Annotated in this window: 20 protein-coding genes; 9 read left to right on the top strand and 11 right to left on the bottom strand. The window is 61.8% G+C overall.

Annotated elements, in window-relative coordinates; genetic code table 11:
• Positions 1-233 precede the first annotated feature (233 nt).
• The 5 genes from AC0MAZ_RS21805 to AC0MAZ_RS21825 all read left to right on the top strand — a co-directional run bounded on the left by AC0MAZ_RS21805 (position 234) and on the right by AC0MAZ_RS21825 (position 5,541).
• Positions 234-461, top strand: a complete 228-nt coding sequence (locus tag AC0MAZ_RS21805) for a response regulator transcription factor (RefSeq protein ID WP_475859132.1) — start codon at positions 234-236, stop codon at positions 459-461.
• A 165-nt stretch (positions 462-626) separates the two neighbouring features.
• Complete coding sequence (locus tag AC0MAZ_RS21810; RefSeq protein WP_475859133.1) at positions 627-2,348, top strand: hypothetical protein; 1,722 nt, start codon at positions 627-629, stop codon at positions 2,346-2,348.
• Between the two features lie 4 nt (positions 2,349-2,352).
• A complete protein-coding gene (locus tag AC0MAZ_RS21815; protein WP_475859134.1) occupies positions 2,353-2,829 on the top strand; it encodes a toxin-activating lysine-acyltransferase in 477 nt (158 codons plus the stop codon).
• Positions 2,830-3,259: 430 nt separating this feature from the next.
• Positions 3,260-4,795, top strand: a complete 1,536-nt coding sequence (locus AC0MAZ_RS21820; RefSeq protein ID WP_475859135.1) for an NCS1 family nucleobase:cation symporter-1 — start codon at positions 3,260-3,262, stop codon at positions 4,793-4,795.
• Between the two features lie 17 nt (positions 4,796-4,812).
• A complete protein-coding gene (locus tag AC0MAZ_RS21825) occupies positions 4,813-5,541 on the top strand; it encodes an aspartate/glutamate racemase family protein (protein ID WP_203651710.1) in 729 nt (242 codons plus the stop codon).
• A 111-nt stretch (positions 5,542-5,652) separates the two neighbouring features.
• Here AC0MAZ_RS21825 and AC0MAZ_RS21830 read toward each other — a convergent pair whose 3' ends face one another.
• The 4 genes from AC0MAZ_RS21830 to AC0MAZ_RS21845 form a co-directional block, all read right to left on the bottom strand.
• Positions 5,653-6,846 (bottom strand): D-amino acid dehydrogenase, encoded by a 1,194-nt coding sequence (locus AC0MAZ_RS21830; RefSeq protein ID WP_234560314.1) that lies wholly within the window; start codon positions 6,844-6,846, stop codon positions 5,653-5,655.
• A 45-nt stretch (positions 6,847-6,891) separates the two neighbouring features.
• Positions 6,892-7,554 (bottom strand): histidine phosphatase family protein, encoded by a 663-nt coding sequence (locus tag AC0MAZ_RS21835; RefSeq protein WP_232856556.1) that lies wholly within the window; start codon positions 7,552-7,554, stop codon positions 6,892-6,894.
• Positions 7,555-7,767: 213 nt separating this feature from the next.
• On the bottom strand, positions 7,768-8,106 hold the full coding sequence (locus tag AC0MAZ_RS21840) for an FKBP-type peptidyl-prolyl cis-trans isomerase (protein ID WP_203651705.1): 339 nt from the start codon (positions 8,104-8,106) through the stop codon (positions 7,768-7,770).
• A gap of 73 nt (positions 8,107-8,179) precedes the next feature.
• Positions 8,180-8,593, bottom strand: coding sequence for a GFA family protein (locus AC0MAZ_RS21845; RefSeq protein WP_475859138.1), 414 nt, complete (start codon positions 8,591-8,593; stop codon positions 8,180-8,182).
• Positions 8,594-8,848: 255 nt separating this feature from the next.
• Here AC0MAZ_RS21845 and AC0MAZ_RS21850 point away from each other — a divergent pair, with 255 nt between their 5' ends.
• From AC0MAZ_RS21850 to AC0MAZ_RS21865, 4 genes are all read left to right on the top strand, one after another.
• On the top strand, positions 8,849-10,642 hold the full coding sequence (locus tag AC0MAZ_RS21850; protein WP_475859140.1) for a hypothetical protein: 1,794 nt from the start codon (positions 8,849-8,851) through the stop codon (positions 10,640-10,642).
• A 258-nt stretch (positions 10,643-10,900) separates the two neighbouring features.
• A complete protein-coding gene (locus AC0MAZ_RS21855) occupies positions 10,901-13,123 on the top strand; it encodes an autotransporter outer membrane beta-barrel domain-containing protein (protein ID WP_475859142.1) in 2,223 nt (740 codons plus the stop codon).
• A gap of 209 nt (positions 13,124-13,332) precedes the next feature.
• Positions 13,333-15,363, top strand: a complete 2,031-nt coding sequence (locus AC0MAZ_RS21860; RefSeq protein WP_475859143.1) for a hypothetical protein — start codon at positions 13,333-13,335, stop codon at positions 15,361-15,363.
• Positions 15,364-15,660: 297 nt separating this feature from the next.
• Entirely contained in the window at positions 15,661-17,709 is a 2,049-nt protein-coding gene (locus tag AC0MAZ_RS21865; protein ID WP_475859144.1) for a hypothetical protein, read from the top strand.
• Between the two features lie 62 nt (positions 17,710-17,771).
• Here AC0MAZ_RS21865 and AC0MAZ_RS21870 read toward each other — a convergent pair whose 3' ends face one another.
• The 7 genes from AC0MAZ_RS21870 to AC0MAZ_RS21900 all read right to left on the bottom strand — a co-directional run bounded on the left by AC0MAZ_RS21870 (position 17,772) and on the right by AC0MAZ_RS21900 (position 24,369).
• A complete protein-coding gene (locus AC0MAZ_RS21870) occupies positions 17,772-18,560 on the bottom strand; it encodes a PhzF family phenazine biosynthesis protein (RefSeq protein WP_475859146.1) in 789 nt (262 codons plus the stop codon).
• 128 nt (positions 18,561-18,688) lie between these two features.
• On the bottom strand, positions 18,689-19,627 hold the full coding sequence (locus tag AC0MAZ_RS21875; protein ID WP_475859147.1) for an NAD(P)-dependent oxidoreductase: 939 nt from the start codon (positions 19,625-19,627) through the stop codon (positions 18,689-18,691).
• Between the two features lie 147 nt (positions 19,628-19,774).
• Positions 19,775-20,197, bottom strand: a complete 423-nt coding sequence (locus AC0MAZ_RS21880; protein WP_203651691.1) for a hypothetical protein — start codon at positions 20,195-20,197, stop codon at positions 19,775-19,777.
• A gap of 12 nt (positions 20,198-20,209) precedes the next feature.
• On the bottom strand, positions 20,210-21,397 hold the full coding sequence (gene ccmI / locus AC0MAZ_RS21885; protein WP_475859149.1) for a c-type cytochrome biogenesis protein CcmI: 1,188 nt from the start codon (positions 21,395-21,397) through the stop codon (positions 20,210-20,212).
• On the bottom strand, positions 21,390-21,866 hold the full coding sequence (locus AC0MAZ_RS21890; RefSeq protein ID WP_475859151.1) for a cytochrome c-type biogenesis protein: 477 nt from the start codon (positions 21,864-21,866) through the stop codon (positions 21,390-21,392). The genes ccmI and AC0MAZ_RS21890 overlap by 8 nt, the downstream gene beginning before the upstream one ends.
• Entirely contained in the window at positions 21,863-22,399 is a 537-nt protein-coding gene (locus AC0MAZ_RS21895) for a DsbE family thiol:disulfide interchange protein (RefSeq protein WP_475859152.1), read from the bottom strand. Before AC0MAZ_RS21895 ends, AC0MAZ_RS21890 begins: the two co-directional genes overlap by 4 nt.
• Positions 22,396-24,369 carry a heme lyase CcmF/NrfE family subunit gene (locus AC0MAZ_RS21900; RefSeq protein ID WP_475861474.1) on the bottom strand — a complete coding sequence of 658 codons (1,974 nt, stop codon included), beginning with the start codon at positions 24,367-24,369 and terminating at the stop codon, positions 22,396-22,398. Before AC0MAZ_RS21900 ends, AC0MAZ_RS21895 begins: the two co-directional genes overlap by 4 nt.
• Between the last annotated feature and the right edge of the window lies 1 nt (position 24,370).

Genomic DNA, 24,370 nt, shown 5'->3' on the forward strand with positions numbered 1-24,370 from the left:
CTGTCACGCAGTCATCCTTTACCTGGCCGGGAGTCTTCGCTCCGGGCCCAACCTCAACGGGTCGACTTGATTACGAGGGTGCCCTCAACGGACGAAAAAATAATCTGCGGCCAGCTAAATTTTTGACGCCACTGCTCGTCCTCTCCCACCATGAGCAGGACAGCACACAGAGCCACACGACTTTGTCATCCGCCGCCTGACATTCGGCAACCGCAATACAAAGGAAACATGCGTTGAACATCACGGAACGAGAACACGACGTCATTCATTGCTTATCGAGAGGGTTGACCAACAAGGAAATCGGACAACAACTGGGTATCAGCCAACATACCGTCAGGGACCATTTGTCTTCGGTATTCAAAAAGCTGAATATTGGCAACCGCATTGAACTGGCCATTTTGTTCAACACATCGAACGCCCGCCTGCCCTCACTTCAACACAAAGTCACAGGCAATACGTAATTATCCACATTCTTGAAGCGAAGGCCATCCTACACCTGTAGGGTGGCACTTTGGCATGCCCGTGGGATATAAACGCCAACATTGCCCGCCTCACAGAGCCGCGACGTAGCGGGCCTCCCCGGCCTTGACACGCCTCGACTAAACGCCAGAACTTATTCCGCCCAGATGATCGCCCCAGACAATGAAGTGGCGCAACTCAATGAGTTGCACGAAGTATTCGTCCCTTTCGAAACGGAATATATCGAGGACTGTGAAGTTATCTATCTTAATGAAGCGCTGTGTGAACGGCAGACTTCGGCTGACTTGCTGGCCTCTTACAGCTACGTGATCCGGTCCGATACCGTGCCCCGGCGCGTCAATGTGACCCGCAAGACCTTCATGGCTGAACGTTACGGCGGCGACGGTATTCTCAGCAACGGCGGTGGCGCACGCTGTGGTTTTGATGGTGTGTGGCAACTAAAGGGGCTTGGGGCCAATCCATTGGTAGGCCACGATGTGGACGCGGGCCACGGTGATGGCAACTTGTCGTTGACCATCGCACTCTATGAGTCGGTCTGGGCAGAAATCATCGCGTCGGTGCTGCCTTTCGGGGCCACAAGGACCATTGCCATCCTCGACACCGGCCAGACCTATGAGACCTGGCGCGGGACATTGAAACGCGGTCTTCTGGTTCGCCAGCCGGTTGTGCGCCCTGCACATTTCATCAGGTCCATCTATTTCAGACAACAGCGGCTGGATTGTCTGGGCGAGGATGCCCTGCGGGTTAAACAGGTCATTCAACGCCTGGTCGACTTCCTCCCCGGAGTACAGGCCTCGACCGCTCTTATGCCCTCACTCGAACAACGCCTGGAAAGTGGCTTGGTCGAGCTGGCCGGGCGCTACGCGGAGCAGTTCGCGGCCGCGCGGGCAAAGCACATCATCCATTTCAATGTCAGCGCATCCAACGTTTCCCTGACAGGGGGCTGGCTGGACCTGAGTGGCGTTTGCCTGTTCACTCACTTCATCAATGGCGACCGCTCCAGCATCGAGCGCTTCAACAGCGAATACCTGCCCGCCCTGCAGAGCCTGCAGAGCCTGTGCTACTACCTGGGCAAGTACGCAGTCGTGGACAACGAGGTGTCGCTACGCCTCTGGCAAAAGACCCTTGAGCACTTCAACCAACGCTACAGCCATTACCTGAGTCTGTATCAGGTCGCCCAGGCCGGATTCCCACTCTGGTTGTTGCGCCAATTGGAAAACACCCCGGAATTCGCCGCCTTTGCCAACGCACTGCAACGCATTCTGGAACTTGACGATTTCACGGTAACCGCCATCGCCGACACTACGGGTTGGGACGGCTATGAACGCTGGAGCGGACCACTCTTTTACGCGCTGTTGTCCAGCCTGGGCAAAGATGCAGAGCCAGCCGATCTGGCCTGGCTGGGGAGCGATGCCACGCTGACCGGCCCATTGTGCTCAAGCTACGACCAGCTGTTTGACAGGGTTGCGCAGGCGGCTGTCGAGTACAACATCGACCGCCATAACCTCCACCTCACCCTGCTGATCAATACCACCCGGCTTAACCGGAGCCACCGTGTGCTACATGAGCTGCAAAGCCTCATCGAGGCTATTGATGCAGAACCGGTCGGCGACCGAAAAGCGGCCTTGCATGCACTGCAAGACCACGCGCTGCTGGCCGGTCGCTTCAATCTCGGCCACGAGCAGCAGCATGCCCTGCCGTTCTGGTCAAGTGCCACGCTGGCCATCTGCTTCAACCCGCAAACCGGCCGGTTCACCCTGTCGGAGCACGATACGACCCCGCTGACTCTGGAGGCGCTGTCGGCACAGGCCGAAGGCCATGAAGAAATCAGGCAGGCATTGAATTTCTACCCTGGCCTTGTGAGGTGAACAGATGAACAAACGTTACAATCTGCAGACCAGTTGTCGAGACACCAAGCTCAATGACAAGGCAACGATGCTGGGCCATGCCGCCATGGTCATGGCCGGCTGCCGACGCTCTTCAGGCTTCCAGATACGCACGTTGTACTACTGGATCGCACCCGCTATCGAGCATGCACAGATCATCATGCTCTTCGACTCGAGCAGTGCGCCGAGGGGCTTTCTCATCTGGGCGCACCTGGCCCCCGACACCGAGCAACGTCTGCTCCACGACCCGAATTTCCTGCTGCACCCGAGTGAATGGAATGAGGGTGGACGCGCCTGGGTCATTGATTTCTGTTTCCCGGGCGGGGCTGTCAAAGAGGCACTTGCCATGCTGAGACAGCATTTGCGCGAGGCTGGCGTCGACCAGATTTCCTGGGTGCGCAGGCGCGCAGACTATTCGATCCGACGAATTGGGGGCTGCAGGACAGAGAAGCAAACCAGATGAATACTTGTACACATAAATGTCACGTTTAGTGCCATTTTTGTGTGCACTTTATCGAGGTAACGCCCCAATAGGTTACACATCCCCCCAATAAAATTGACCAAATGATCAACTAAATCAGCACTCTAAAATTTAAACCTGTTCATTCGGTCAATTTATAGCTCAATATTTTCATCTACTTACCCTTTACATATATAGATTCGAAATAACGAGTACCTAACATCCCTGCTCCTGCTGGCATGGAACTGGCTTTTGTGTGTCCGTGTTTTGTATACAAGTTCAGCAAAACATAAATACACAAGAACCCGCAGCGTCGCCCCACCGGCGACCGTTGCGCCCAGAACCCAGTGATGCCAACGCCTGCACCGACGAGATGGCGAGCCCGTGCGCCAGCGCCCGCTCATCGCAGTCACACGCATCAGGAGCCGCCGGAATGAGTAGCAGCCTCCCCCTTGCCCCTGAACTTTCCGTTGCCAGCACCCATCCCTCGACCACCGCCCTCGAAGGCCTTCCGGCCGATCTCGAACTGAGCCCGCGCCTGCATAACCGCGACCTCGCCCCGACCAAACTGGCAGGCCGCCGCTGGGGCGGCTACAGCATCTTCGCGTTGTGGACCAACGACGTGCACAACATCGCCAACTACTCCTTCGCCATGGGGCTGTTCGCCCTCGGCCTGGGCGGCTGGCAGATCCTGCTGTCGCTGGCGATCGGCGCGGCGCTGGTGTACTTCTTCATGAACCTGTCCGGCTACATGGGGCAGAAGACCGGCGTGCCGTTCCCGGTGATCAGCCGCATCGCCTTCGGCATCCATGGCGCGCAGATCCCGGCGCTGATCCGCGCGGTGATCGCCATCGCCTGGTTCGGCATCCAGACCTACCTGGCCTCGGTGGTGCTGCGGGTGCTGTTGACCGCCGTGTGGCCACAGGTGGCCGCCTATGACCACGACAGCATCCTCGGTCTGTCGAGCCTGGGCTGGGTGTGCTTCGTGGCGATCTGGCTGGTGCAGCTGGTGATCCTCGCCTACGGCATGGAGATGGTGCGCCGCTACGAGGCCTTCGCCGGGCCGGTAATCCTGCTGACCGTGGCCAGCCTGGCGGTGTTCATGTACTTCAAGGCCGATGCACGCATCGCCTGGTCGGTCGCCGAGCCCCTGAGCGGCTACGAGATGTGGCGCAACATCTTCGCTGGCGGCGCGCTGTGGCTGGCGATCTACGGCACCCTGGTGCTCAACTTCTGCGACTTCGCCCGCTCCTCGCCATGCCGCAGGACCATACGCGTCGGCAACTTCTGGGGCCTGCCGGTGAACATCCTGGTGTTCGCGGCGATCACCGTGGTGCTGTGCGGCGCGCAGTTCCAGATCAACGGCCAGGTCATCGACAGCCCGACTCAGATCGTCGCCAGCATCCCCAACACCGCGTTCCTGGTGCTGGGCTGCCTGGCCTTCCTGATCGTCACCGTGGCGGTGAACATCATGGCCAACTTCGTCGCCCCGGCTTTCGTGCTCAGCAACCTGGCGCCGCGCCACCTGAACTTCCGCCGCGCCGGGCTGATCAGCGCCACCCTGGCGGTGCTGATCCTGCCCTGGAACCTGTACAACAGCCCGCTGGTGATCGTGTACTTCCTCTCGGGCCTGGGCGCCCTGCTCGGCCCGCTGTACGGCGTGATCATGGCGGACTACTGGCTGCTGCGTAAGGGCCGCATCAACGTGCCCGAGCTGTACAGCGAGAACCCCGCCGGCGCCTACCACTACACCCGCGGCATCAACCTGCGCGCCCTGGCCGCGTTCATCCCGGCCGCGCTGCTGGCCATCGTCCTGGCCCTGGTGCCCAACTTCCACGGCATCGCGCCGTTCTCCTGGCTGATCGGTGCCGGTATCGCCGCCGCCGTCTACCTGCTGATCGCGCCACGCAACCGCCAATACCTCGATGTCAGCGGCGAATGCATCGCCGTCGACCACAGCAGCCACTGATTTCAGGGAGATCCGTCATGCGTATTCTGATCGCCAACGTCAACACCACCGAAGCCATCACCGAAGCCATTGCCGAGCAAGCGCGCAGCGTGGCCGCGCCCGGTACCGAGATCGTCGGCCTGACCCCGTGGTTCGGCGCCGAGTCGGTGGAGGGCAACTTCGAGAGCTACCTGGCCGCCATCGCGGTGATGGACCGGGTGCTGGCCTACGATCAACCCTTCGATGCCGTGATCCAGGCCGGCTACGGCGAGCATGGCCGCGAAGGCCTGCAGGAGCTGTTGGACGTGCCGGTGGTGGACATCACCGATGCCGCCGCCAGCACTGCCATGTACCTGGGCCACGCCTACTCGGTGGTGACCACGCTGGACCGCACCGTACCGCTGATCGAGGACCGCCTCAAGCTCTCCGGACTGTATGAGCGCTGCGCCTCGGTGCGCGCCAGCGGCCTGGCGGTGCTGGAGCTGGAAAGCGACCCTCGGCGTGCGGTGGAAGCCATCGTCGAGCAGGCCGAGCGCGCCGTGCGCGAGGACAAGGCCGAAGTGATCTGCCTGGGTTGCGGCGGCATGGCCGGACTCGACGAGCAGATCCGCCAGCGCACCGGGGTGCCGGTGGTGGACGGTGTGAGCGCGGCGGTGACCATTGCCGAATCACTGGTGAGGCTGGGGTTGAGCACCTCCAAGGTGCGCACCTACGCCACGCCGCGGGCGAAGAAGGTGGTGGGCTGGCCGATGCGCTTCGGGCACTGATCTACCAGCAGCGCGCCCGTAGCAGGGCAAGCCCACTCCCCTGGCGTCAAAAGCAACCCGTGGGAGCGGCGATGCGGCGACCCGACTTGCCCTGCGATGAGGCCAACAAGGTCAGCGCAACAGCCTCGCCAGCCGCTCGCCACTGCCACACGCCAAGGTGAACCCCAGCGCACCATGCCCCAGGTTCAGCCACAGGTTGCGATACCGTGTGGCCTCGATGATCGGCACTCCGGTCGGCGTCGCCGGCCGCATCCCAGCCCACTCCACCGCCTGCTTGTAATCAGCGGCCTCCGGCAGGGTCTCGCGCGCCAGCCGTCGCATGCTCGCGAGCCTGCCGGCATCCACCGACTCGTCGTAACCGACGATGTCCACCATCGCCGCCACACGCAGCTGATCCTCCAGCCGGGCATAGACGATCTTGCGCTCGTAGTCGGTGATACTCACATCGGGCGCCCGATGCGCGGCGCCAATCGGCGCGGTCAGGCTGTAGCCTTTCAAGGGATAGACCGGCAAATTCAAGCCCGGCAATGCCAGGCCGGCGCTACGGTGCCCGGCGCAGAGCACCAGGTGCTGCACTTCCAGCCGTTCGTTGCCCAGCTCAAGGGCCAGCACCTGATCATCGTGCGCTATCAGCCGTGTCACCGGTCGCCCCAACAGCAACCTGCATTGTCCCGACGCCTCCAGGCGCTCGGCCAGACGCAGGCAAAAACGGTGGCAATCGGCGACCTCTTCGTCCGGGGTGAACACGCCGCCAACGAACGGTGCATCGAAAAGCGCCGGGTCGAGTTCGCGCAGTTCGGCGGCATCCAGTGTTCGCTGGCTGTGGGAATCAAGCAAGTTTTGGCGCCCGTGGTCGAATGCACGCTGGGTACGGAATGCGACCAGCTTGCCATTGCGCCGCCAGGCGAAATCATCGAGGCCGTCCTGCTCGCGCCAGCGCTGCAAAGCCGCCTGGCTTTCGAGCGCCAGACTCAGCAGCCGAGCGGCATTACGGCGATTGACGGAGGTACGGCAGGCCATGACGAAAGCCGCCAGCCAACGCCACTGCGCTGGGTCCAGACGCAACCGAAGGCGCAACGGCGAGTCCCCCTGCAACAACCAGCCAAGCGCCTGCCACGGCACACCGGCATCGGCCAGTGGCGCCACGTAGCGGTACGAAAGCTGCCCGCCGTTGGCAAAACTTGTGGCGCTGGCCAGGCTGTCGCGGGCCTCGACCAGGTCGACCTGCCAGCCGTCGCGCACCAGCGCATAAGCCGTCGCCAGGCCGACCACCCCGCCGCCGATCACTGTCACCCGCTGGTTCATGCATCCGTTCCCGTCCAGGCCTGATGGCCAGACAGTAACAGCAGGTCAGGTCGGACAGCCAGACTCGCCGTGATCGAGCCCCTGGCGCAGGTTACGGCTGAGCAGGGTCGCCTTGCCATCGCGCCAGGTCAGCGTGAGCACGTACAAGGTATCGAAGTCGTCGCGATGCCAGTCTTCGGTGAGCACCCGCTCTTCGCCCAGGGCCTTGCCGGCCACGGTGTTGATCAGTTCCGGGAGATAACCGCGGGACCAGGCGGTGTAGACCGTCGCATTGCGGTATTTGCTACTAAGCAGCTCGTCCGCCAGATCCTCGGTGTCGTTGGCGCCATAGTCGATGTTCACCGGCAAGCCGAGGCGGATGGCGCTGGGGCTGATGGTCATCAGCGGGCGGATATAGCTGTAGCGCTCATCCAGGCTACCTTCCTCGACACCCCGCGAAGGGTTGGCGGCGAATACGTAGTCAGCCTCGCCAAAACGCTCGGGCAGCAAGGTGGCGAGATCCAGAGCGCGGTTGAGCCCCTGGCAGTTCAACTGCCCCAGCCCTTCGCCGGGCTTCTCGGCGTGGCGCAGGAAAACCAGGGTCTGGGTGCCATCCACGGGTTGCGCGCGGCTCTCGACCACTGCCAAGGCCAACGGCACGGCCGCAGCGGCGAGCGTCAGGCTCAACAACAGGTGACGACGACGGCGAAGGAAGGTGGGCAGCTTCATCTGGGACGGACTCTTGTGGCAAGGGGTACTGGGTTGCCCCGCCACATGGTCCGGCAGCCCTGGCTGCTGGTCGTCCCTGTCGTGAATGCCATCCGTGGCAGCGAGTGAGGCTCAGAGTGCCTTCGACCCGTTTGGTTCCTCCCTGGGCACACATGCCGTTCCATGGACAAGGCCACGTTAACGCCTGTGTGTTGCTGAATTATTGCTCGCAGCTCAATCGTCGCGGGTCAGTACTTCCAGCAACTCGATCTCGAAGGTGAGGTCCGAATTCGGTGGAATCGAACCGACCGAGCGCTCGCCATAGCCCAGGTGCGCCGGCACCAGCAACTTGCGTTTGCCGCCCACGCGCATGCCCATCAGGCCCTGGTCCCAGCCCTTGATCACCCGGCCGGTGCCGATCACGCACTGGAACGGCTTGCCGCGCGACCAGGACGAATCGAACTCGCTGCCGTCGGCCAGGGTGCCGCGGTACTGGGTGGTGATCAGCGCGCCCTTGACCACGGACTTGCCGTCGCCTTCGTGTAGATCGATGACTTGCAGCTCACTGCTCATGGCAGGTTCCTCGAGACGGTTTTGGTGGGCGCCCTTTTCTCAGGAATGCTTGAGTTTGGCAAGGCGGGTCGGCTCAGGACGGGGCGAACTGTTCGAAGATCTGTTGGCCGGTGAGGTTCTTGGTCTCGTTCTCGAAGCAATACCAGGCGGGTTTTTCGTCGATGAAGATCTGCTCGGTGAAGGTCCAGTTTTCCGTGCCGTCCAGCAGGCCGACCGGCACGACATAGAGGTTGCCCTCTTTCAAGCGGTAGAACAGGTGCGTACCGCACCGGCCGCAGAAGCCGCGCTGGGCCCAGGGGGAGGAATCATAGACGCTCGGGGTTGGGCCCTCGAATTTCGGGGGCTCGGTGCAATGGACCGCCAGCAGCGGGCCACCGGTCCATTTTCGGCACATGCTGCAATGACAGGCGCTGACATGGGTGTTGTCGATTGTTGCACTCAGGTAAATTGCACCACACAGGCAACTGCCTTGTTTTTCCACGGACATCTTGGGGCTCCTTGCGGTTGTTCCGGGGAGTTGCAGTATAGGCGCAGGCTCCAGGCATGTCCGGCATCACCCTGCCTCAGCCCAGCATCCTGGCCAGGCGCTCGTAGGCAAGTGTGCGTGGCCGTACCCCGGATAATTCAGGCCCGCTCGTGCCCATTCGACCTAGCATTTTTGCCAGTTGTTACATAGCAGCACAATTCCTAACTTGGAAGCTCCGGCAATGCCTGTCCCCCGCGCCGGCCAGGAGAAGCACCTATGAGCAGCACGTCCAATACACCCGCGAAAAACACTACAACATCCGCCACTCATATCACAACGACAACGACAACGACGTCAACACCTACAACAACCACAACTACAACTACAACCACTACAAATGATACCAGCACCAACCCCACTTCCTACGCCAACTTGATGCCTCCGAAAATGGTGGATGCCGACGACGATGGCCAGGGGAATGGTGGACTCGGTTATTATGATTTGTTGCACAACCCGAAGAAGATTCTGGAAACGCGTGTGGGCCCGTACCTCGACGTAGCGGATGGCGATGACATTCAGTTATTTCTGGACGACACCATGATATACAGTCGATTCGTCAAAAAAGACGAGACCGGCGTCATAGTGCTAGAACCTACTGCAGAACATTTTATAAATACAAAAGAAGGCTTGCATGGACTCTGGTACAAGTTCATAAGTTTCCCAGGCGGAATAGAATTCCCCTCGGATGAAACCGCACTACTCATCAAGACCACGATCCCCGGGGACCCTGATAAAGACCTGCCGTTCCCAGAGGAAAACTATAAGCTGGAAAAAGCCTCAATCGTCCCTGAATGGCTGGCAGGAGACACCGAGAAGGTCACCATAACGGTCCCCAAATGGACTTATCAATCCGGCTACGACACCTTGACGATACATTGGTCCGGTTTCGAACACAGTATCCGAATTGATGATATCGATAATGACACGGTGATCGTCCTCGACGACTTGCAATCCAAGATCCCTGGCGGTAGAACTTCGCTGCGCTACAGTATTACCGACGATGCAGGCAATTACTCCCTCTTGGCTCCGTCCACGACGGTGGATGTAGACTTCGACTATCCCGAACAGCCCGCCGCGCCGCGCCTTCTTGTCGATGGACATGAAGACGAAGAGATCGACATGAGGTACCTGTTGACCGCCGACCTGGCGGTGGTGGTGCCTGCGAATGAGAATCTGCAGCCGGGACAAGCTGTCATCGTCGAGGCATACGGTCGGAACGCCGACGGCGAAGACATGCCTTTTACAAGTGAACCCCAGAACGTCGGCTCTCCGGTTGAGGACATGTTGTTCAAGATTCCCAATGGCTTCGTAAAAGCATTGGTAAAAGGTTCGATCCGTGTCGCCTACCACGTGGACGGTCAACATCTCTCGAAAAGTACTTCCCGGCCGGTCACCCACACCGTCATTGCAGCCCCAAAACTTCCCCAAGCCAAGAACGACAAGCTGGATTACCTACGTGATGTGCAACCCGATCAGCATCTCAAGGTCGACGTGGAGCCTTACCCCGGCATGCGAGCTGGACAAAAGGTCACTGTAGTGTGGAAGGCAACGGGCGTTGTTGAATGGCGCAGCGAGGAGAAAACAGTCCGTTCACCGGAGACACTGAATTTCTTGCTGCCGGATTCGCTGGCAATGGGGGGCTACTCGAGTGAGGTCTCCGTGACCAGCTTTGTAAATGGCATAGCCTCCACACCACGCAGGGTGGCCGTTGAGCCTCAAGCGGTGGAAACTCCGGCCATCAAAATCACCTCTGGTGGTGATAAGTACACTGCCGATATCGAGTTCCCAGACTGGGAAGATAGCGACAGGGTTAACCTCATAATTAATGGACGAGTGGCAAAGCGCTCCACTAGTTATCAGCGATTTGATGAACCTGAAAGAGCTACAATTCTGGCACTAGACACCTGGATAGCTGAAAACCGAGGCGGCCCCGTCTTGTTCAACTACAGTATCTGGCGCACCAAGGATAAGACCTACCTCTTCTCACGCCCCGAGCTCATTCAGCTCTGAACTACCAACCAGGGCCCAAGCCGGGCCCTGGTAACCCATGCCGATTTCCTGGCACCTGAAAACTAGCATTTTTGTCAGGTTACTTCCCATCACCCTTGGCTCAAGCTACCCGCACGCATGAGCCAGGAAGTGACACCAATGTTCACCTTTTCCCGCCCCATGCCCAGACTTTTCCTACAGCCTCAGTTCACTTCTTCCCGCACTCTTCAGCGCTCCCCGAATGCCTGTCCCACTTACTTATTCGCGTCGGAGTCCACGATGAAAAAAGAACTGCGCCTGCGTGTCCGCAGGCCGTATCGATTCGCCTGTGTCCTGCTGCTCGGCTGCACGCCCCTTGCCACAGCGGGCGTCCTTGAGGGTCGCAGTGAACAGGCTACTGTCGAGGCCGGCAGCCCTGCGGAGTCCTGGCAGGTGAGCAATGGCGCTACCCTGAACATGAACGCCGGCAGCCAGGCCGATGCCTCGGATTCGTCTTCGGGTGTGGCGATCTCACTGACCCAAGGCGGCAACCTCAACGCCACGGGCGCCACCATCAGTGCCGCCGGGCGTGCGATTCTCAACAACGACAGCAACGTCACCCTGGTCGGCAGCCGTGTGACCGCCACCGATGATGGCACCAGTGCCTTGTCCGGCGTCGCACTGCAGATGTACGGCGGCACCAGCACCGTCGTGGGCTCGGTGCTCGATGGCGCCCGTCACGCAATTGCCATCAGCTCGGACAGCCGGGGCGACAACGCCGGTGACCAAGTGGCCACCCTGGATATCGCCGGCAGCCAGCTGATTTCGACCACCGGCAGCGCCATCCATGTCGGCAAGGCCTTCGCCTCGGAGCCCATCGCCCCGACAGCCCATATCACCCTGCGCGATGGCACCGTGGTGCATGCGAACAATGGCACCCTGCTCGAGGTGGAGGACGACGCCAGCGTATTCCTGACCATCAAGACCAGTGAAATCGAAGGCGATATCATCTCTGCCGACACCGCCACGACCCATGTGGCACTCGGTGAAAAAGCCATCTTGCGTGGCGCAATGCAGGGTGTGGACCAGCTCGATGTCGGTGCCTCCGCGCAATGGATCGTCACCGCTGACTCCTCCATCGACGAGCTTCTCACCAACAGTGGCAGAATCACCTTTCAAAGCGATAGGGAAGGCGACGAAGCCGGCCGGATTCTGACCGTGCATGGCGACTATGTCGGCGATGGCGGCAGCATAGAATTCAACACCAAGCTGGAGGGCGATGCCTCGGTAACCGACAGGTTGATCATCGAAGGCGATACCAGCGGCACCACGTCAGTCAGCGTCAACAACCTCGGCGGGTCCGGTGCCAAGACCTTGAATGGTATCGAACTGATCACCGTCGGCGGCGCCTCCAACGGGGAATTCACCCAGGCAGGTCGTATCGTTGCCGGAGCCTACGACTATCAACTGGTACGGGGTGAAGGCGACAACAGCGGCAACTGGTACCTGCGAAATGAATTGATCGATCCGGGCAACCCTGACGCGCCGATCCTGATCGTCCGTCCCGAAGGCGGCGCCTACGCGGCCAACCTGTACGCGATGAGCACCTTGTTCGACGCCAGTGTCGGCCAGCGCGGCGGCGACACCGAACGTGCCGACACCCTGGCGGCCGACGGCCGTTCGACCAACCTGTGGATGAAGCACAGCGGCGGGCACCAGCGCAGCACCGACAGCAGCGGGCAACTCAACACCCACGTCAGCCGCAACGCCACGCTGTTCGGCGCCGACCTGGCCGGCGGCTCGACCCGTGCCGGCGGCGCCTGGCGCACCGGGGTCTTTGCCGGCTACGGCAACAGCCATGGCAACAGCACCTCGCAGCTGACCAATCACTCCGCCAGCAGTCAGGTCAAGGGCTATACCACCGGTGTCTATGGCACCTGGTTTGCCAACGGTAACAGCGAACAGGGCCTGTACACCGACGCTGTGCTGCAATACAGCTGGTTCGACGCCCAGGTCTCCGGCGACGACGTGGCCACCGAGCGCTACAGTGCCAAGGGCGTCTCCACGTCACTGGAAGCCGGCTATGTGTTCAGCGACCGCTTCGAAGACGGCGATGCCTGGTACCTGCAACCCAAGGCCAAGGTGGTCTGGTCGGGTGTGACCCCCGACGATCACCGCGAAGACAACGGCACCGTCGTCTCCACCCAGGGCAGCGATACCCTGAGCGTCAGTGTCGGCGCCCGCGCCTCGCTCAAGCTGAACTACACCGGCGATGACACCCTGGCCGACAGCTTCAAGCCCTTCGTCGAAACCAACTGGATTCACAACAATCGCCAGGCCGGCGTCAACCTCGACGGCGTTAGCGTGACCCAGGCCGGCACCCGCAACATCGCCGAATTCAAGGTCGGCGCGGAAGGCCGCATCAACCGCGACCTCACGATCACCGCGTCGCTGGCCCAGCAAGTGGGCAGCAACGACTTCTCCGACACCGCGGCTTCACTGGCCGTGCGCCTGTCCTTCTGATCGCCTGGGCATGCGTCGGCCAAACCGACGCATGCCCCCTCCCGCCAGCCCGACCTAGTAATTCTGTCAGCTTACAAATTCGCGCTTTTTCCCGACTATGAACCTGCGTTCGTTTGCACCGTACCCGGTATCGGAACGACTTGGAACACTGCCGAGGCCCGTCACCGCCAGCCCCAAACCTGAAGCCCTGACAGCACAGGAAAACAACCATGTCTGAACGTTATTTCATCGCCGAGTATCGGCCTGCCACCCTGCCGGCCAAATCCATTGTCTCGCAATGTGGTTGCCATAGCCGGCACGCCTACAAGGCGGTTCGAAAACCTGCTCGCATTAACGCCACGTGGGGCTTTGATGAGGAACTGGTGTTTCCCAAGGATGCGCTCGCTCCGACCCTCCCGGGTGTCGAGGCAGACAACCTGTTGCTGGCAGACTTCAGGAACTACCCTATCACGCTACGGTTCAGGATCCCGGCTAAGGTTGTCGACCCAACCCGGGATGCCGTACTGCTTCTCGTGGACGGGAGCGCGTTCAGCATCCCCATCACCTTCGAGGGCTACAAGGCGGGGGACATCTTTTCCATCGAACTGCCCGCCAGCGCTCGCCAAGAAGGCATCCATACGATCCAGTACCGCATACATTACTCGAACAATCGATCGGAGGACGGTCCCCTCCAATCCTTCAAGGTCGATCTGACTGCACCTGGCCTGCCGTCACTGGCCGAATTGAACGTCGATAGCGACATCATCAAAGGCGGGGTCACCTCGGCCACCCTCGAAATCCACAATGGCAAGCACTATCTCAAAACGACCCTCAATGGCTACAACGGCCTTGGAATAGGCGACAGGATCCGTGGCGTGATCGCCGACCTCGACGGGTTCGGTAGCACAACGGATGTCGAGCAAGAATACGGGCCTGGAGACGAGATCATCTTGCGGTTCCTGAGGGAGGACATCGAACGTGCAGGGGATGGCCTTAGAACATTCGCCTATACCGTCACCGACCGCGCCGGCAATATTTCGCTCCCTTCGCGCCCCGTGACTCTCAAGGTACTGCTCGACGGCGAGCTGACCAATCTTCCGGCACCAGAAGTGGCAGACAGCGCCGATGGCATCATCAACGATGAAGAGGCGCGCAAACCGCTGGAAGTGATCATCCCCGCCTATTCGGACAAACCCATTCTGCCAGGCGACGCGATCGAGCTGATCTGGGGCGATGCCCACCACGAACCACTACCCATCCCCGATGGCGAGGAAGGTGCTCGCCTGCCGATCTACCCGGACTATGCAGCCCTTTACGACACCTGGAAGGCGCAATCGCAGGGGCGCGATGAAACCGCCCGCATCACCGTAAGCTATCGGATCATTCGCGAAGGCATGGTGGCCGGCACCTCCGCAGGGTTGGACGTGGTCATCAACCTGCACCAGGTGGGTGGCGATCCAGAACCAGAGGTACCGACCCACCCGAACCTGCGTCCAGCCGTGCTGATGTCCTGGTCAGGGCAGCTCAACTACATCCCCAAAGATGACTATGCCAAGGACGCCAGGCTCTTCGTGCCATGGTTCAACCGGCACTCACCGACGGCACCGGTGCTGATCGAGGACGATGTGGTCCGGCTCAGCTACGGTACCTATGCGTTTCCCCCACGGACCGTCAGCGACGCTGACGTCGGCAAGAAGGCTGACCTCGAATTTGCCCTAACGGCCGACCTGATCGCAGAACAAGCGGGTGGCACACAAGCCCTGGTCTATGAGGTGGAGCGCCCTGTCCAAGGCCCGACCCACAACACGTCACAGGGGCCGGTCCAACCAGTGCTCGTGGACGCTGATGAGCAACTGCCAGGCGATGGCGACCTGGGAGAAGGTGAGTACGCGCCCCTCAAGTCCGCCTGCTGCATCATCCCGGCTGATCTCGAGGATGGCAAGATCGTGTATTTCGTGACGCCGCCGTACAAGCACAAGCGAAGTGGCGACCTGATTGAAATCGATCTGGTCCAGGTAGAGGGTATCGAACACACAGATAATGAGTCGCCCTTGGAGGAGTCAAGAATCACCATGGCATATACGGTCCTCGATGCCAGTGAAGAGACCGAGGCGTACAAATTCCCCCTTGAAACGGCCAAATTGCTCGCCCCCAAGAAACGTTGCCATATTCATTCCATATGGCAAGTTACCAGAAATGGGAAAACGGTGAAGAACGACACCACCGCCAAGCTGATCGTAGACTCCCGCGGTACTCAGTGAGCACTGCAAAGTGCACGAGTTCTCCTCCAATGGGCCCTTCGGTTGACGCCGAGGGTCCCACAACACGCACGATGAGCGCACTCTCCTTGCGCCTCCCCCTTCGATGATAGACACCCGCCAGTGGCGACCTGGCAATTCTGTCAGGTTACAAGCGCGCGCTTTTTTCCGACCATGACTCTGCGATCGCATCGGCTGCGCCAGGTACCGGGACAGCCAGTAGGACTGCTGTGGCAGTGCCTGACGGGGCACGTCGCCCAGCAGCAACCCTGTGAATCCCCTAGCCACTGGAATGCAACCATGTCTGACCAATCTTCTCGCATCGACGTGCACACACCCGGCAAGGTGCCAAGCCAATCCATTACCCACTCCGGGCGTTGCAAGTGCCCTATGTTCTACAAGCCAACACGCAAACGGTCGCCAGGCATACTGGGTTTTACTGATCCCTTGGTGTTCCCGGCAAACGCCCTGGCGGAATTGCCGCCGTCCGGCATTGCAGACAATTTACTGTTGGCAAGCGTCAGCTCCGACCCGCTCAAGCTCACATTTCCAGTGCCGGACTCGATCAAGGACCCGGACGGCGATAGCGTGCAACTGATAGTAGATGGTGCTCCATTGGATCCGGCCGTCACGTTCAAAGGTAAAAAACCTGGGGACACTTTTGAAATCGACCTTCCTGCGTCTGTTCGCACGGAAGGCACCCACACGATCATCTACCGAGTCATATACTCCGGCAGTGGTAACGAGAGTGGCCCAGCACAATCCTTCATTGTCGACCTGACCAAACCTGGCGAACCCTTGCTGGCCGAGTTGATTGTTGATGAGCTAATCAAAACGAACGGGCTGACCTCGGACAAGCTCAAGGAAGAGGACGGCGAGCAATACCTGGAATGCACCCTTGCCGGCTATGGCGGCATAGCGCCCGGCGACATCATCGAGGGGACGATCAGCAGCACTTTACGTCCTCGACGCAAAGCCCGAGGAAGCATGCGTCGTCGTCCCAAGGACGGATTGAAGCTGCGCTTCTCACGGGCAGATATCGAGGCCTTGGGGGACGGTACGCTCGTTTTCACCTACACGGTCACGGATCGAGCAGGCAATGTTTCGATGGTGTCCCTCCCACTGACGCTGAAGGTACTCCTCAAGGGGGAACTGAAAGGCCTGCTCGCCCCGCTGATTGCTGCACACAATGACGGTCTCATCATCGATGCAGAGGCACGCGAGCCTCTGGAACTGGTCGTACCCGCCCACACTGGCACGCCGGCTATCCAGCCGGGTGACAAGATTGAACTGGTGTGGGGTGACGCCGTGCATGAACTGGTGCCTATCCCTGGTGGCGAAGAAGGCAATCCGCAGACTTTGTATCCCTCCTATGCAGCCCTCTACGATACGTGGAAGAAGGCAACGGCAGGTGACAACCTGGTCGCCAGTATCGATGTGTTCTACCGCATTATGCGAAACGATATTGTTGCCGGCACCTCGCAGACCACCACAGTGGCGGTTAACTTGTTCCAGGTTGGGGGCGATCCAAATCCAGATCCGGAAGATCCGGTGCATCCGAACCTGCGCCCCCCTTACCTGGAGACCGCAAGCAAAAAATACAATGAAATCCCCAGTGATGAATTCGACCAGGACGCCACGATCTACATACCGTTGTACGATCGAAAATTCCCACCCAAGAAGGTCTTGGAGAAGGACGACAAGGTCTCCGTCGTTTATGGTGCAATAGAGTTCCCTGCACGTACCGTCACTGACCTGGAAGCGAACGGCACGGACGATCTGCGGTTTCCGCTGACTGCCGCCCAGATCGCGCAAGAAGGCTCTGGTACAAAACCGCTCCACTTCTTGGTAACCCGAGCGGTCACAGGGGGGAAGGAGAATACTTCGCGGTCCTATGAACAACCGATCACAGTGCACGGAAACGATGAGCTTCCGGGTGAAGGAAGCCTCGACGATGGCGAATATGACCCTCTCAATGCCTCCGGCAGAATCACAAAGGACGAGATCAATCAAGGGGTCAAGTTCATTACACCGTACTATAAAAAAAAGGAGCCGGGTGACATTATTTCGATCGAGCTGTACCAGGCCGTTGAGGGTGAACACGACGATGGCGAAACGCCTATCGAAGGGAGCAGATACTCCTTCTTGAAAACCGTTGGTGAAGACGATAAAGACACGGCAACAGAGTTTGAAATCCCGGCACATCACCTGTTGTTCCCAAATGACTTTTGCCATATCCATGCCACATGGACCGCGAGAAATGGATTTGGCCTTGTGTCAAATACCACGACTCCTCTGGTGATTGTCGACACCCGCGGCGATAACGTTGAGTCTGGAAACAAGTCCTGACTACAGTAGACAATGGCAAGCTTGCACCATCAGCGTACCCCTCCGGGGGTACGCCCTCTTCGTTACAGATTCACTATGCCGCGCAAATACAATGCAGCATGGCCGCAGATGATTACCCGGCCATTGCCAGGTGACTCACAGACCAACTGCCCCTTGCGCGCACCACCCTGCTGGCAATGAAGCCGTGCCTGCCCGAGCCGCTCGAACCAGTAAGGGACCAACGAGGTATGCGCCGAGCCGGTGACCGGATCTTCATTGACCCCGACCCGAGGCCCGAACCAACGTGTAACGAAATCGAACCCTCCCCCCGGCGCCGTCACCGCGATGCCACGCACGTCGAAGCGAGACAAAGCGACGAAATCGGGCTGCAAGGCCGCAAGCTCCGCTGGGTCATCGATCACCACGATGTAGTCGTCGGTACGATACAAGCCTCGCGCACTGGCCAAGCCCAAGGCCTCCAGCAACCCCGCTGGCATCTCCACTGCCAGCGGCTGCTTGGCCGGGAAGTCCATCGCCAGCAGGCCCTCGGTGCCGCGGCTGACCCGCAGTTCACCGCTGCGGGTGTTGAAGCGCAGCTCTTCGCGCTGCTCGCCCAACTGCTCGAACAGCACCCAGGCCGACGCCAAGGTGGCGTGGCCGCACAAATCAACTTCGACCGTCGGTGTGAACCAGCGCAGGTCGTAGCTTTCACCGTTGCGAACGAAATAGGCAGTTTCGGACAGATTGTTTTCTTCGGCGATACGCTGCAGCAGCGCATCGGGTAGCCAGCTGTCCAAAGGGATCACCGCCGCTGGATTGCCGCCGAACGGCTTGGCGGAAAAAGCATCGACCTGGAAGATCTCGAGTTGCATGCATGCACTCCTTCAAGTGAGAGTTATGGGCTGACTGGGGCTGCTCTGCAGCCCATCGCCGGCAAGCCGGCTCCCACAGGGAATAGAGATGGCCTGTGGGAATTGGCCTGCCGGTGACGGGTATCAGGCTATCCGCGCACCGGTGTAAGCACCGGCTCACCGGCAAAGAACGCCTGCAGGTTGCGCAGCACCAGGCTAACCGTGTCGCGGGCGGCCTCGGGCGACTGGCCGGCGACATGGGGGGTGAGCACGGTATTGCCGAGGGCCTTGAGGGCATCGGGCACGCCGGGTTCGTCATCGAACACATCGAGCGCGGCGCCGGCAATCCGCCCCTGGGCCAGGGCGGCGACCAGCGCCTGGGTATCGACCACGCTGGCGCGGGCGATATTCACCAGGTAGCCCTCGGCGCCCAGCGCATCAAGCACCTGCGCGTCGACCAGGTGCTGGGTGCCAGCCCCGCCCGGGGTGGCGACGACCAGGATATCGACGGCATCGGCCAGGTGCAGCGGGCTGTCGTACCAGGTGTAGGGCACATCGTTGCGCGGGGTACGGCTGTGATAGCTGACGGGCATGTCGAAGCCGAGGCTGGCACGCTTGGCGATTGCCAACCCCACCGCGCCCAGCCCCAGGATGCCCAAGCGTTTACCGCTCACCGACGGGCTGATTACCCGCTGCCATTCGCCACGGCGGGTGCTGGCATCAGCACGGGGAATGTCGCGCAACAGGGCCAGCAGCAGGGCCATGGCGTGGTCGGCCACGGCGGCGGCATTGGCACCGGCGCCATTGGTGACGGTGATACCGCGGGCGGCGGCGGCGGCCAGGTCGACCTGTTCGTAGCCGGCACCGATCACGCAAATGATCCGCAGGTTGACCAATGTGGCGATTTCGCCGGCTGTCAGGCCCAGCGGGCCGCGGGTGAGGACGGCGTCAATCTCGCCGGCATGACGGATGATGGCGTCGGCGCGCATCTGCGGCGACGGTGCGCGGATCAGGCGATAGCCGGCCCGTTCCAATAGTGGCAGGTAGTCATCGACGGTTTCCACCAGCACCAGGACTGTCTTGCTCATGCCACCCTCCGGTTGAATGCGAAGGGGGATTATGCCAGCTGTTGGCGCGGCCGGCCCTATCGCGGGGCAAGCCCGCTCCCACGCAATTGACGATGAGCATTACTGGCGTGGGAGCGGGCTTGCCCCGCGATAAGGCCTCAACGGCAATTATTGCCCAAACGCCCTGCCCAACCCGCCCGGCACACCACTGCTGTCGGTGTCCTGCCACGGCCCGTTGGGGCTCAGCGACCAGCTCCAGCCGTTGTTCCAACGGTAATAGGTGCGCTGGCGGTAGAAGGTGTTGGGCTGCTTCTCCAGCACATAGACCCCAAGCTTCGGGTCCCAGTGGCTGGCGCCCCCCGGCGGCGGCGCGAAGCTGGCGGAGGTGCGTGGCATCGGTTTGGGAATCGCCGCCGGCTTGCTCGGCTGGGTGCCGGGCTGGCCACCCGGCAAGGGCTTGACCACCGGTCCTTTGTGCGGCGGCGTGGTCTCGATCGGCGGCAGCGGCTCACGCTCCCCGGGCTGATGCACCGTACACGCGGAAAGACCCAGGGCCAGGGTGATCAGGGTCAGGCGGACGGTGCTGTTCATGGGGGTGCTCTCTTATGAGTCGGGGCTGTCGATGGTCACATGCTGGATGCCCTGGGTGCCGGTGGCCAGCGGGGCGCTCTGGCCCTTCCATTCACCGTGGGTGGGCTGCCCGGCGCGTGAGACTCGGGCAACCAGTTGGACTTCGGCAAAGTCCGACAGTTTCATCTGCGGCATCATCGCGTCGGCATCGGACAGCTCCACCTCGATCGGCAGCTGCGCCACCGTCACCCGCTTGGCCGCCAGCGGCATGGGCGGGCCATTGCTGGCGCGGGCGAAGATGAACACGGTGTCGTCGGGACGCACCTTGTCCTTGAGCGCCGCGGCCAGCTCCACCCGCACCTTCAGGCGCGCTGTTTCGGCCACCTTGCCGCCACCGGCCTTGAGTTTGTCGGCGGCGCGGTCGATGCCGCCCTGCAGCGCGTCGCGGGACGCGTCGCCCTGCGGCAACTGCGCCAGCAGACGCTGCCAGTAGTCGATGGCCTCCTGGTAGCGCTCGCCCTCGAAGGCGGCGATACCACGCAGGCCGAGGCTGGTGACCTCTTGCGGGTCGGCCTTGAGCGCCTCATCGGTGAGTGCCTGCAATTGCGCCGACCACTGCTTGTCGGCGGCGAAGTACAGCGACTGCGCCCATTGCCCGAGCAACTCGGGCTGACGCCCGGCCAGGGCCACGGCGCGCTCGAAGGCCTTGGCCGCCTCAGCTGGGCGCTGCTCGGCCATGTAGGCCCGGCCCAGGAAGTACAGGCCTTCGGCCGAGTCGGGCTGGGCCTGCACCGCACGCTCCAGGCGCGTGGTCATCTCCGTCATCGACTGCGGCGCGCGGGCGAACTCCTGGGTCAGCTCGACCTTGTCCGAGGCGCCGAAGTGCAGGTACAGCCCCAGGGCCATGGCCGGTACCAGCACCGCCGCCAGCAGCGGCACGGCCTTGCCCAGGTGGCCCTGGCGCGTCACCTCGCCGCGCTCGGTGTCGGCCAGCAGCTCACGGGCGGCCTCGTCACGACCATTGGCCAGTTGTTGTTCATCAAGAACGCCGGCCGCCTGCTGGGCAACCAGTTCGGCGACGCGTTCTTCATAGAGCGCCACGTTTAGGGCGGTACGATCCTGCTCGGCCTGCTGGCGGCGGTGACCGCGCAGGATCGGCAACAGCAGGAAAGCCAGGGCGGCGAGCAGCAGCAGGCCCGCGCTAAGCCAGAATTCAGTCATGGGTACGTTCTTTATCCAGCAGTTTGGCCAGACGCTCGCGTTCGTCGGCGGACAGTTCGGTATTGCCGGCCACGGCCTGGCCACGGCGACGGCGCACGATCAGCGCCAGCACCACGAAGCCTGCGCCCAGGAGGATCCCCGGGCCGAACCAGAGCAGCCAGGTGCGCCCGCTGAGCGCCGGCTTGTAGCGCACGAAGTCGCCATAACGATCGACCATGAAATCGACGATCTGCTGGTTGTCCTTGCCCTCGCCCAGCATGCGGAAGATCTCGCGGCGCAGGTCGGCGGCGATAGGCGCGTTGGAGTCGGCGATGTCCTGGTTCTGGCACTTGGGGCAGCGCAGTTCCTTGGTCAGTTGCTGATAGCGCTCGCGCTCGGCGTCGTCGCGAAACTGGTAGGTGTCGATGGCCGCCTTGGCCACGCCGGCCAGGCTCAGGCCGAGCACGGCGGCCGTCAGCCAGCGCCTCATGGCCGGACCTCGTCGACCAGGCCCTGGTACAGCGGCGCCAGCTGTTCGCGCCACACCGTGGCATCGACCACGCCGACGTGCTTGTAGCGGATGATGCCCTTGGCGTCGATCAGGAAGGTTTCCGGCGCGCCGTACACGCCCAGGTCCAGGCCCAGCGAGCCTTGCTGGTCGGCGATGTTCAGCTGGTACGGGTTGTGGAACTCGGCCAGCCACTTCAGCGCGGCGGCGTTGTCGTCCTTGTAGTTGACGCCGTGGATCACCACGCCCTGCTCGGCCAGCTGGTTCAGGTACGGGTGCTCGACCTTGCACGACGGGCACCAGGTGCCCCACACATTGACCAGCGCCGGGCGACCGACCAGGTCGGCCTGGGTGAGGCTGCGATCGCCCTGCACGCTCGCCAGCGCGAACGCCGGGAACGGCTTGCCGATCATCGCCGAAGGCAGTTCGTCGGGTTTGAGGAACAACCCCTTGTAGAGAAAGACCGCCACCAGCAGGAACACCGCCAGCGGTACCACCATGATCCAACGCTTCATGCAGTCGCTCCAGACACGCCCAGGGCCTCACGCACCCGGGTCTTGACCTTGACGCGGTAGCGTCGGTCGAAGGCCGCCAGCAAGCCGCCCAGGCCGGTCAGCAGACCGCCCAGCCAGATCCAGCGGACATAGGGTTTGATATGCACCCGCACCGCCCAGGCGCCGTTTTCCAGCGGCTCGCCCAGGGCGACATACAGGTCGCGGGTGAAACCGGCGTCGATGCCGGCCTCGGTCATCATCGACTGTTGCACGGTGTACAGGCGTTTTTCCGGGTGCAGCACGGACACTTCGCGGCCATCGCGCGAAACCCGCACGGTGCCCTTGTCGGAAATGAAGTTCGGACCTTCGAAGTGCTTGGCGCCCTCGAACAGGAAGTGATAGCCACCCAGTTCGACGGTCTCGCCCGGTGCCATGCGCAGGTCGCGCTCGGCGCTGTTGTTGCTCGACAGCACCACGCCCAGGGCGCACACCACCAGGCCCAGGTGCGCCAGGTGCATGCCCCAGTAGCTGCGGCTCAGACCCGCCAACCCCTTGACCAGGCCTTTGTGACGTGTCTTGTCGAGGATGTCGCGCACGCCGCTCAGGACCACCCAGGCGGCCAGGGCGAACACGCTCAGGGCCGGCCAGTCGAAGTCGTCGACGATCAGCCCGGCGACCGGCGCCAGCACTGCACTGCCGACCAGCACCGGGGTCAGCATGCCGGCCAGCCATTTGCCGGGAGTGTCCTTCCAGCGCACCACCACGCCCACCCCGAGCACCACCATCAGCAGCGCCATCAGCGGCAGGAACAGGGCGTCGAAGTAAGGCGGGCCGACCGACAGCTTGGCCCCGGTCAGGGCGTCGAGCACCAGCGGGTACAGGGTGCCCAGCAGGATCATCGAGGCCGCCACCACCAGCACCAGGTTGTTGGCCAGCAGCAGGGTTTCACGGGACCACAGGGCGAAGCCCACCTGACTCTTGACCACCGGCGCGCGCAGGGCGAACAGGGTCAGCGAACCACCGACCACGAACAGCAGGAAGATCAGGATGAAGATACCGCGCGACGGGTCGGCGGCGAACGCGTGCACCGAGGTCAGCACGCCCGAGCGCACCAGGAAGGTGCCCAGCAGGCTCAGGGAGAACGCGGCGATGGCCAGCAGCACGGTCCAGCTCTTGAACACCCCGCGCTTTTCGGTGACCGCCAGCGAGTGGATCAGCGCCGTGCCCACCAGCCAGGGCATGAACGAGGCATTCTCGACCGGGTCCCAGAACCACCAGCCGCCCCAGCCCAGCTCGTAATAGGCCCACCACGAGCCGAGGGTGATACCCACGCCGAGGAAGGCCCAGGCGACGATGGTCCAGGGCCGCGACCAGCGGGCCCAGGCGGCATCAAGACGCCCGCCGAGCAAAGCGGCAATGGCAAAGGCGAACGCCACCGAGAAGCCCACATAGCCCATGTACAGCATCGGCGGGTGAACGATCAGGCCGAAGTCCTGCAGCAGCGGGTTGAGGTCGCGGCCATCGCCCGGCACCTGCGGCAGCAGGCGCGAGAACGGGTTGGAGGTGATGATCAGGAAACTCAAAAAACCCACGCTGATCATGCCCATCACCGCCAGCACCCGGGCCAGCATCACCTGTGGCAACTGGCGCGAGAAAATCGACACGGCGAAGGTCCAGCCGCCGAGGATCAACGCCCACAGCAGCAGCGAGCCTTCGTGGGCGCCCCACACGGCGCTGAACTTGTAGTACCAGGGCAAGGCACTGTTGGAGTTGCTGGCGACGTAGGCGACCGAGAAGTTGTCGGTCATGAAGGCGTGGGTGAGGCAGGCGAAGGCGAAGGCCAGGAAGGCGAACTGCCCCCAGGCCGCCGGCCGCGCCAGGCTCATCCACAGGCTGTCGCCACGCCAGGCGCCGAGCAGCGGCACGCTGGCCTGCACCGCGGCGAAACAGATCGCCAGGATCATCGCCAGCTGGCCGAGTTCGGGGATCACC

Source organism: Pseudomonas sp. A, assembly GCF_056270345.1.

Coding starts and splice junctions, on each gene's coding strand:
- AC0MAZ_RS21855 (WP_475859142.1), top strand. CDS start 10,901: ATGAAAAAAGAACTGCGCCTGCGTGTCCGCAGGCCGTATCGATTCGCC.
- AC0MAZ_RS21835 (WP_232856556.1), bottom strand. CDS start 7,554: ATGAAGCTGCCCACCTTCCTTCGCCGTCGTCGTCACCTGTTGTTGAGC.
- AC0MAZ_RS21845 (WP_475859138.1), bottom strand. CDS start 8,593: ATGTCCGTGGAAAAACAAGGCAGTTGCCTGTGTGGTGCAATTTACCTG.
- ccmI (WP_475859149.1), bottom strand. CDS start 21,397: ATGACTGAATTCTGGCTTAGCGCGGGCCTGCTGCTGCTCGCCGCCCTG.
- AC0MAZ_RS21810 (WP_475859133.1), top strand. CDS start 627: ATGATCGCCCCAGACAATGAAGTGGCGCAACTCAATGAGTTGCACGAA.
- AC0MAZ_RS21865 (WP_475859144.1), top strand. CDS start 15,661: ATGTCTGACCAATCTTCTCGCATCGACGTGCACACACCCGGCAAGGTG.
- AC0MAZ_RS21860 (WP_475859143.1), top strand. CDS start 13,333: ATGTCTGAACGTTATTTCATCGCCGAGTATCGGCCTGCCACCCTGCCG.
- AC0MAZ_RS21850 (WP_475859140.1), top strand. CDS start 8,849: ATGAGCAGCACGTCCAATACACCCGCGAAAAACACTACAACATCCGCC.
- AC0MAZ_RS21825 (WP_203651710.1), top strand. CDS start 4,813: ATGCGTATTCTGATCGCCAACGTCAACACCACCGAAGCCATCACCGAA.
- AC0MAZ_RS21820 (WP_475859135.1), top strand. CDS start 3,260: ATGAGTAGCAGCCTCCCCCTTGCCCCTGAACTTTCCGTTGCCAGCACC.
- AC0MAZ_RS21830 (WP_234560314.1), bottom strand. CDS start 6,846: ATGAACCAGCGGGTGACAGTGATCGGCGGCGGGGTGGTCGGCCTGGCG.
- AC0MAZ_RS21870 (WP_475859146.1), bottom strand. CDS start 18,560: ATGCAACTCGAGATCTTCCAGGTCGATGCTTTTTCCGCCAAGCCGTTC.
- AC0MAZ_RS21880 (WP_203651691.1), bottom strand. CDS start 20,197: ATGAACAGCACCGTCCGCCTGACCCTGATCACCCTGGCCCTGGGTCTT.
- AC0MAZ_RS21815 (WP_475859134.1), top strand. CDS start 2,353: ATGAACAAACGTTACAATCTGCAGACCAGTTGTCGAGACACCAAGCTC.
- AC0MAZ_RS21840 (WP_203651705.1), bottom strand. CDS start 8,106: ATGAGCAGTGAGCTGCAAGTCATCGATCTACACGAAGGCGACGGCAAG.
- AC0MAZ_RS21890 (WP_475859151.1), bottom strand. CDS start 21,866: ATGAGGCGCTGGCTGACGGCCGCCGTGCTCGGCCTGAGCCTGGCCGGC.
- AC0MAZ_RS21875 (WP_475859147.1), bottom strand. CDS start 19,627: ATGAGCAAGACAGTCCTGGTGCTGGTGGAAACCGTCGATGACTACCTG.
- AC0MAZ_RS21895 (WP_475859152.1), bottom strand. CDS start 22,399: ATGAAGCGTTGGATCATGGTGGTACCGCTGGCGGTGTTCCTGCTGGTG.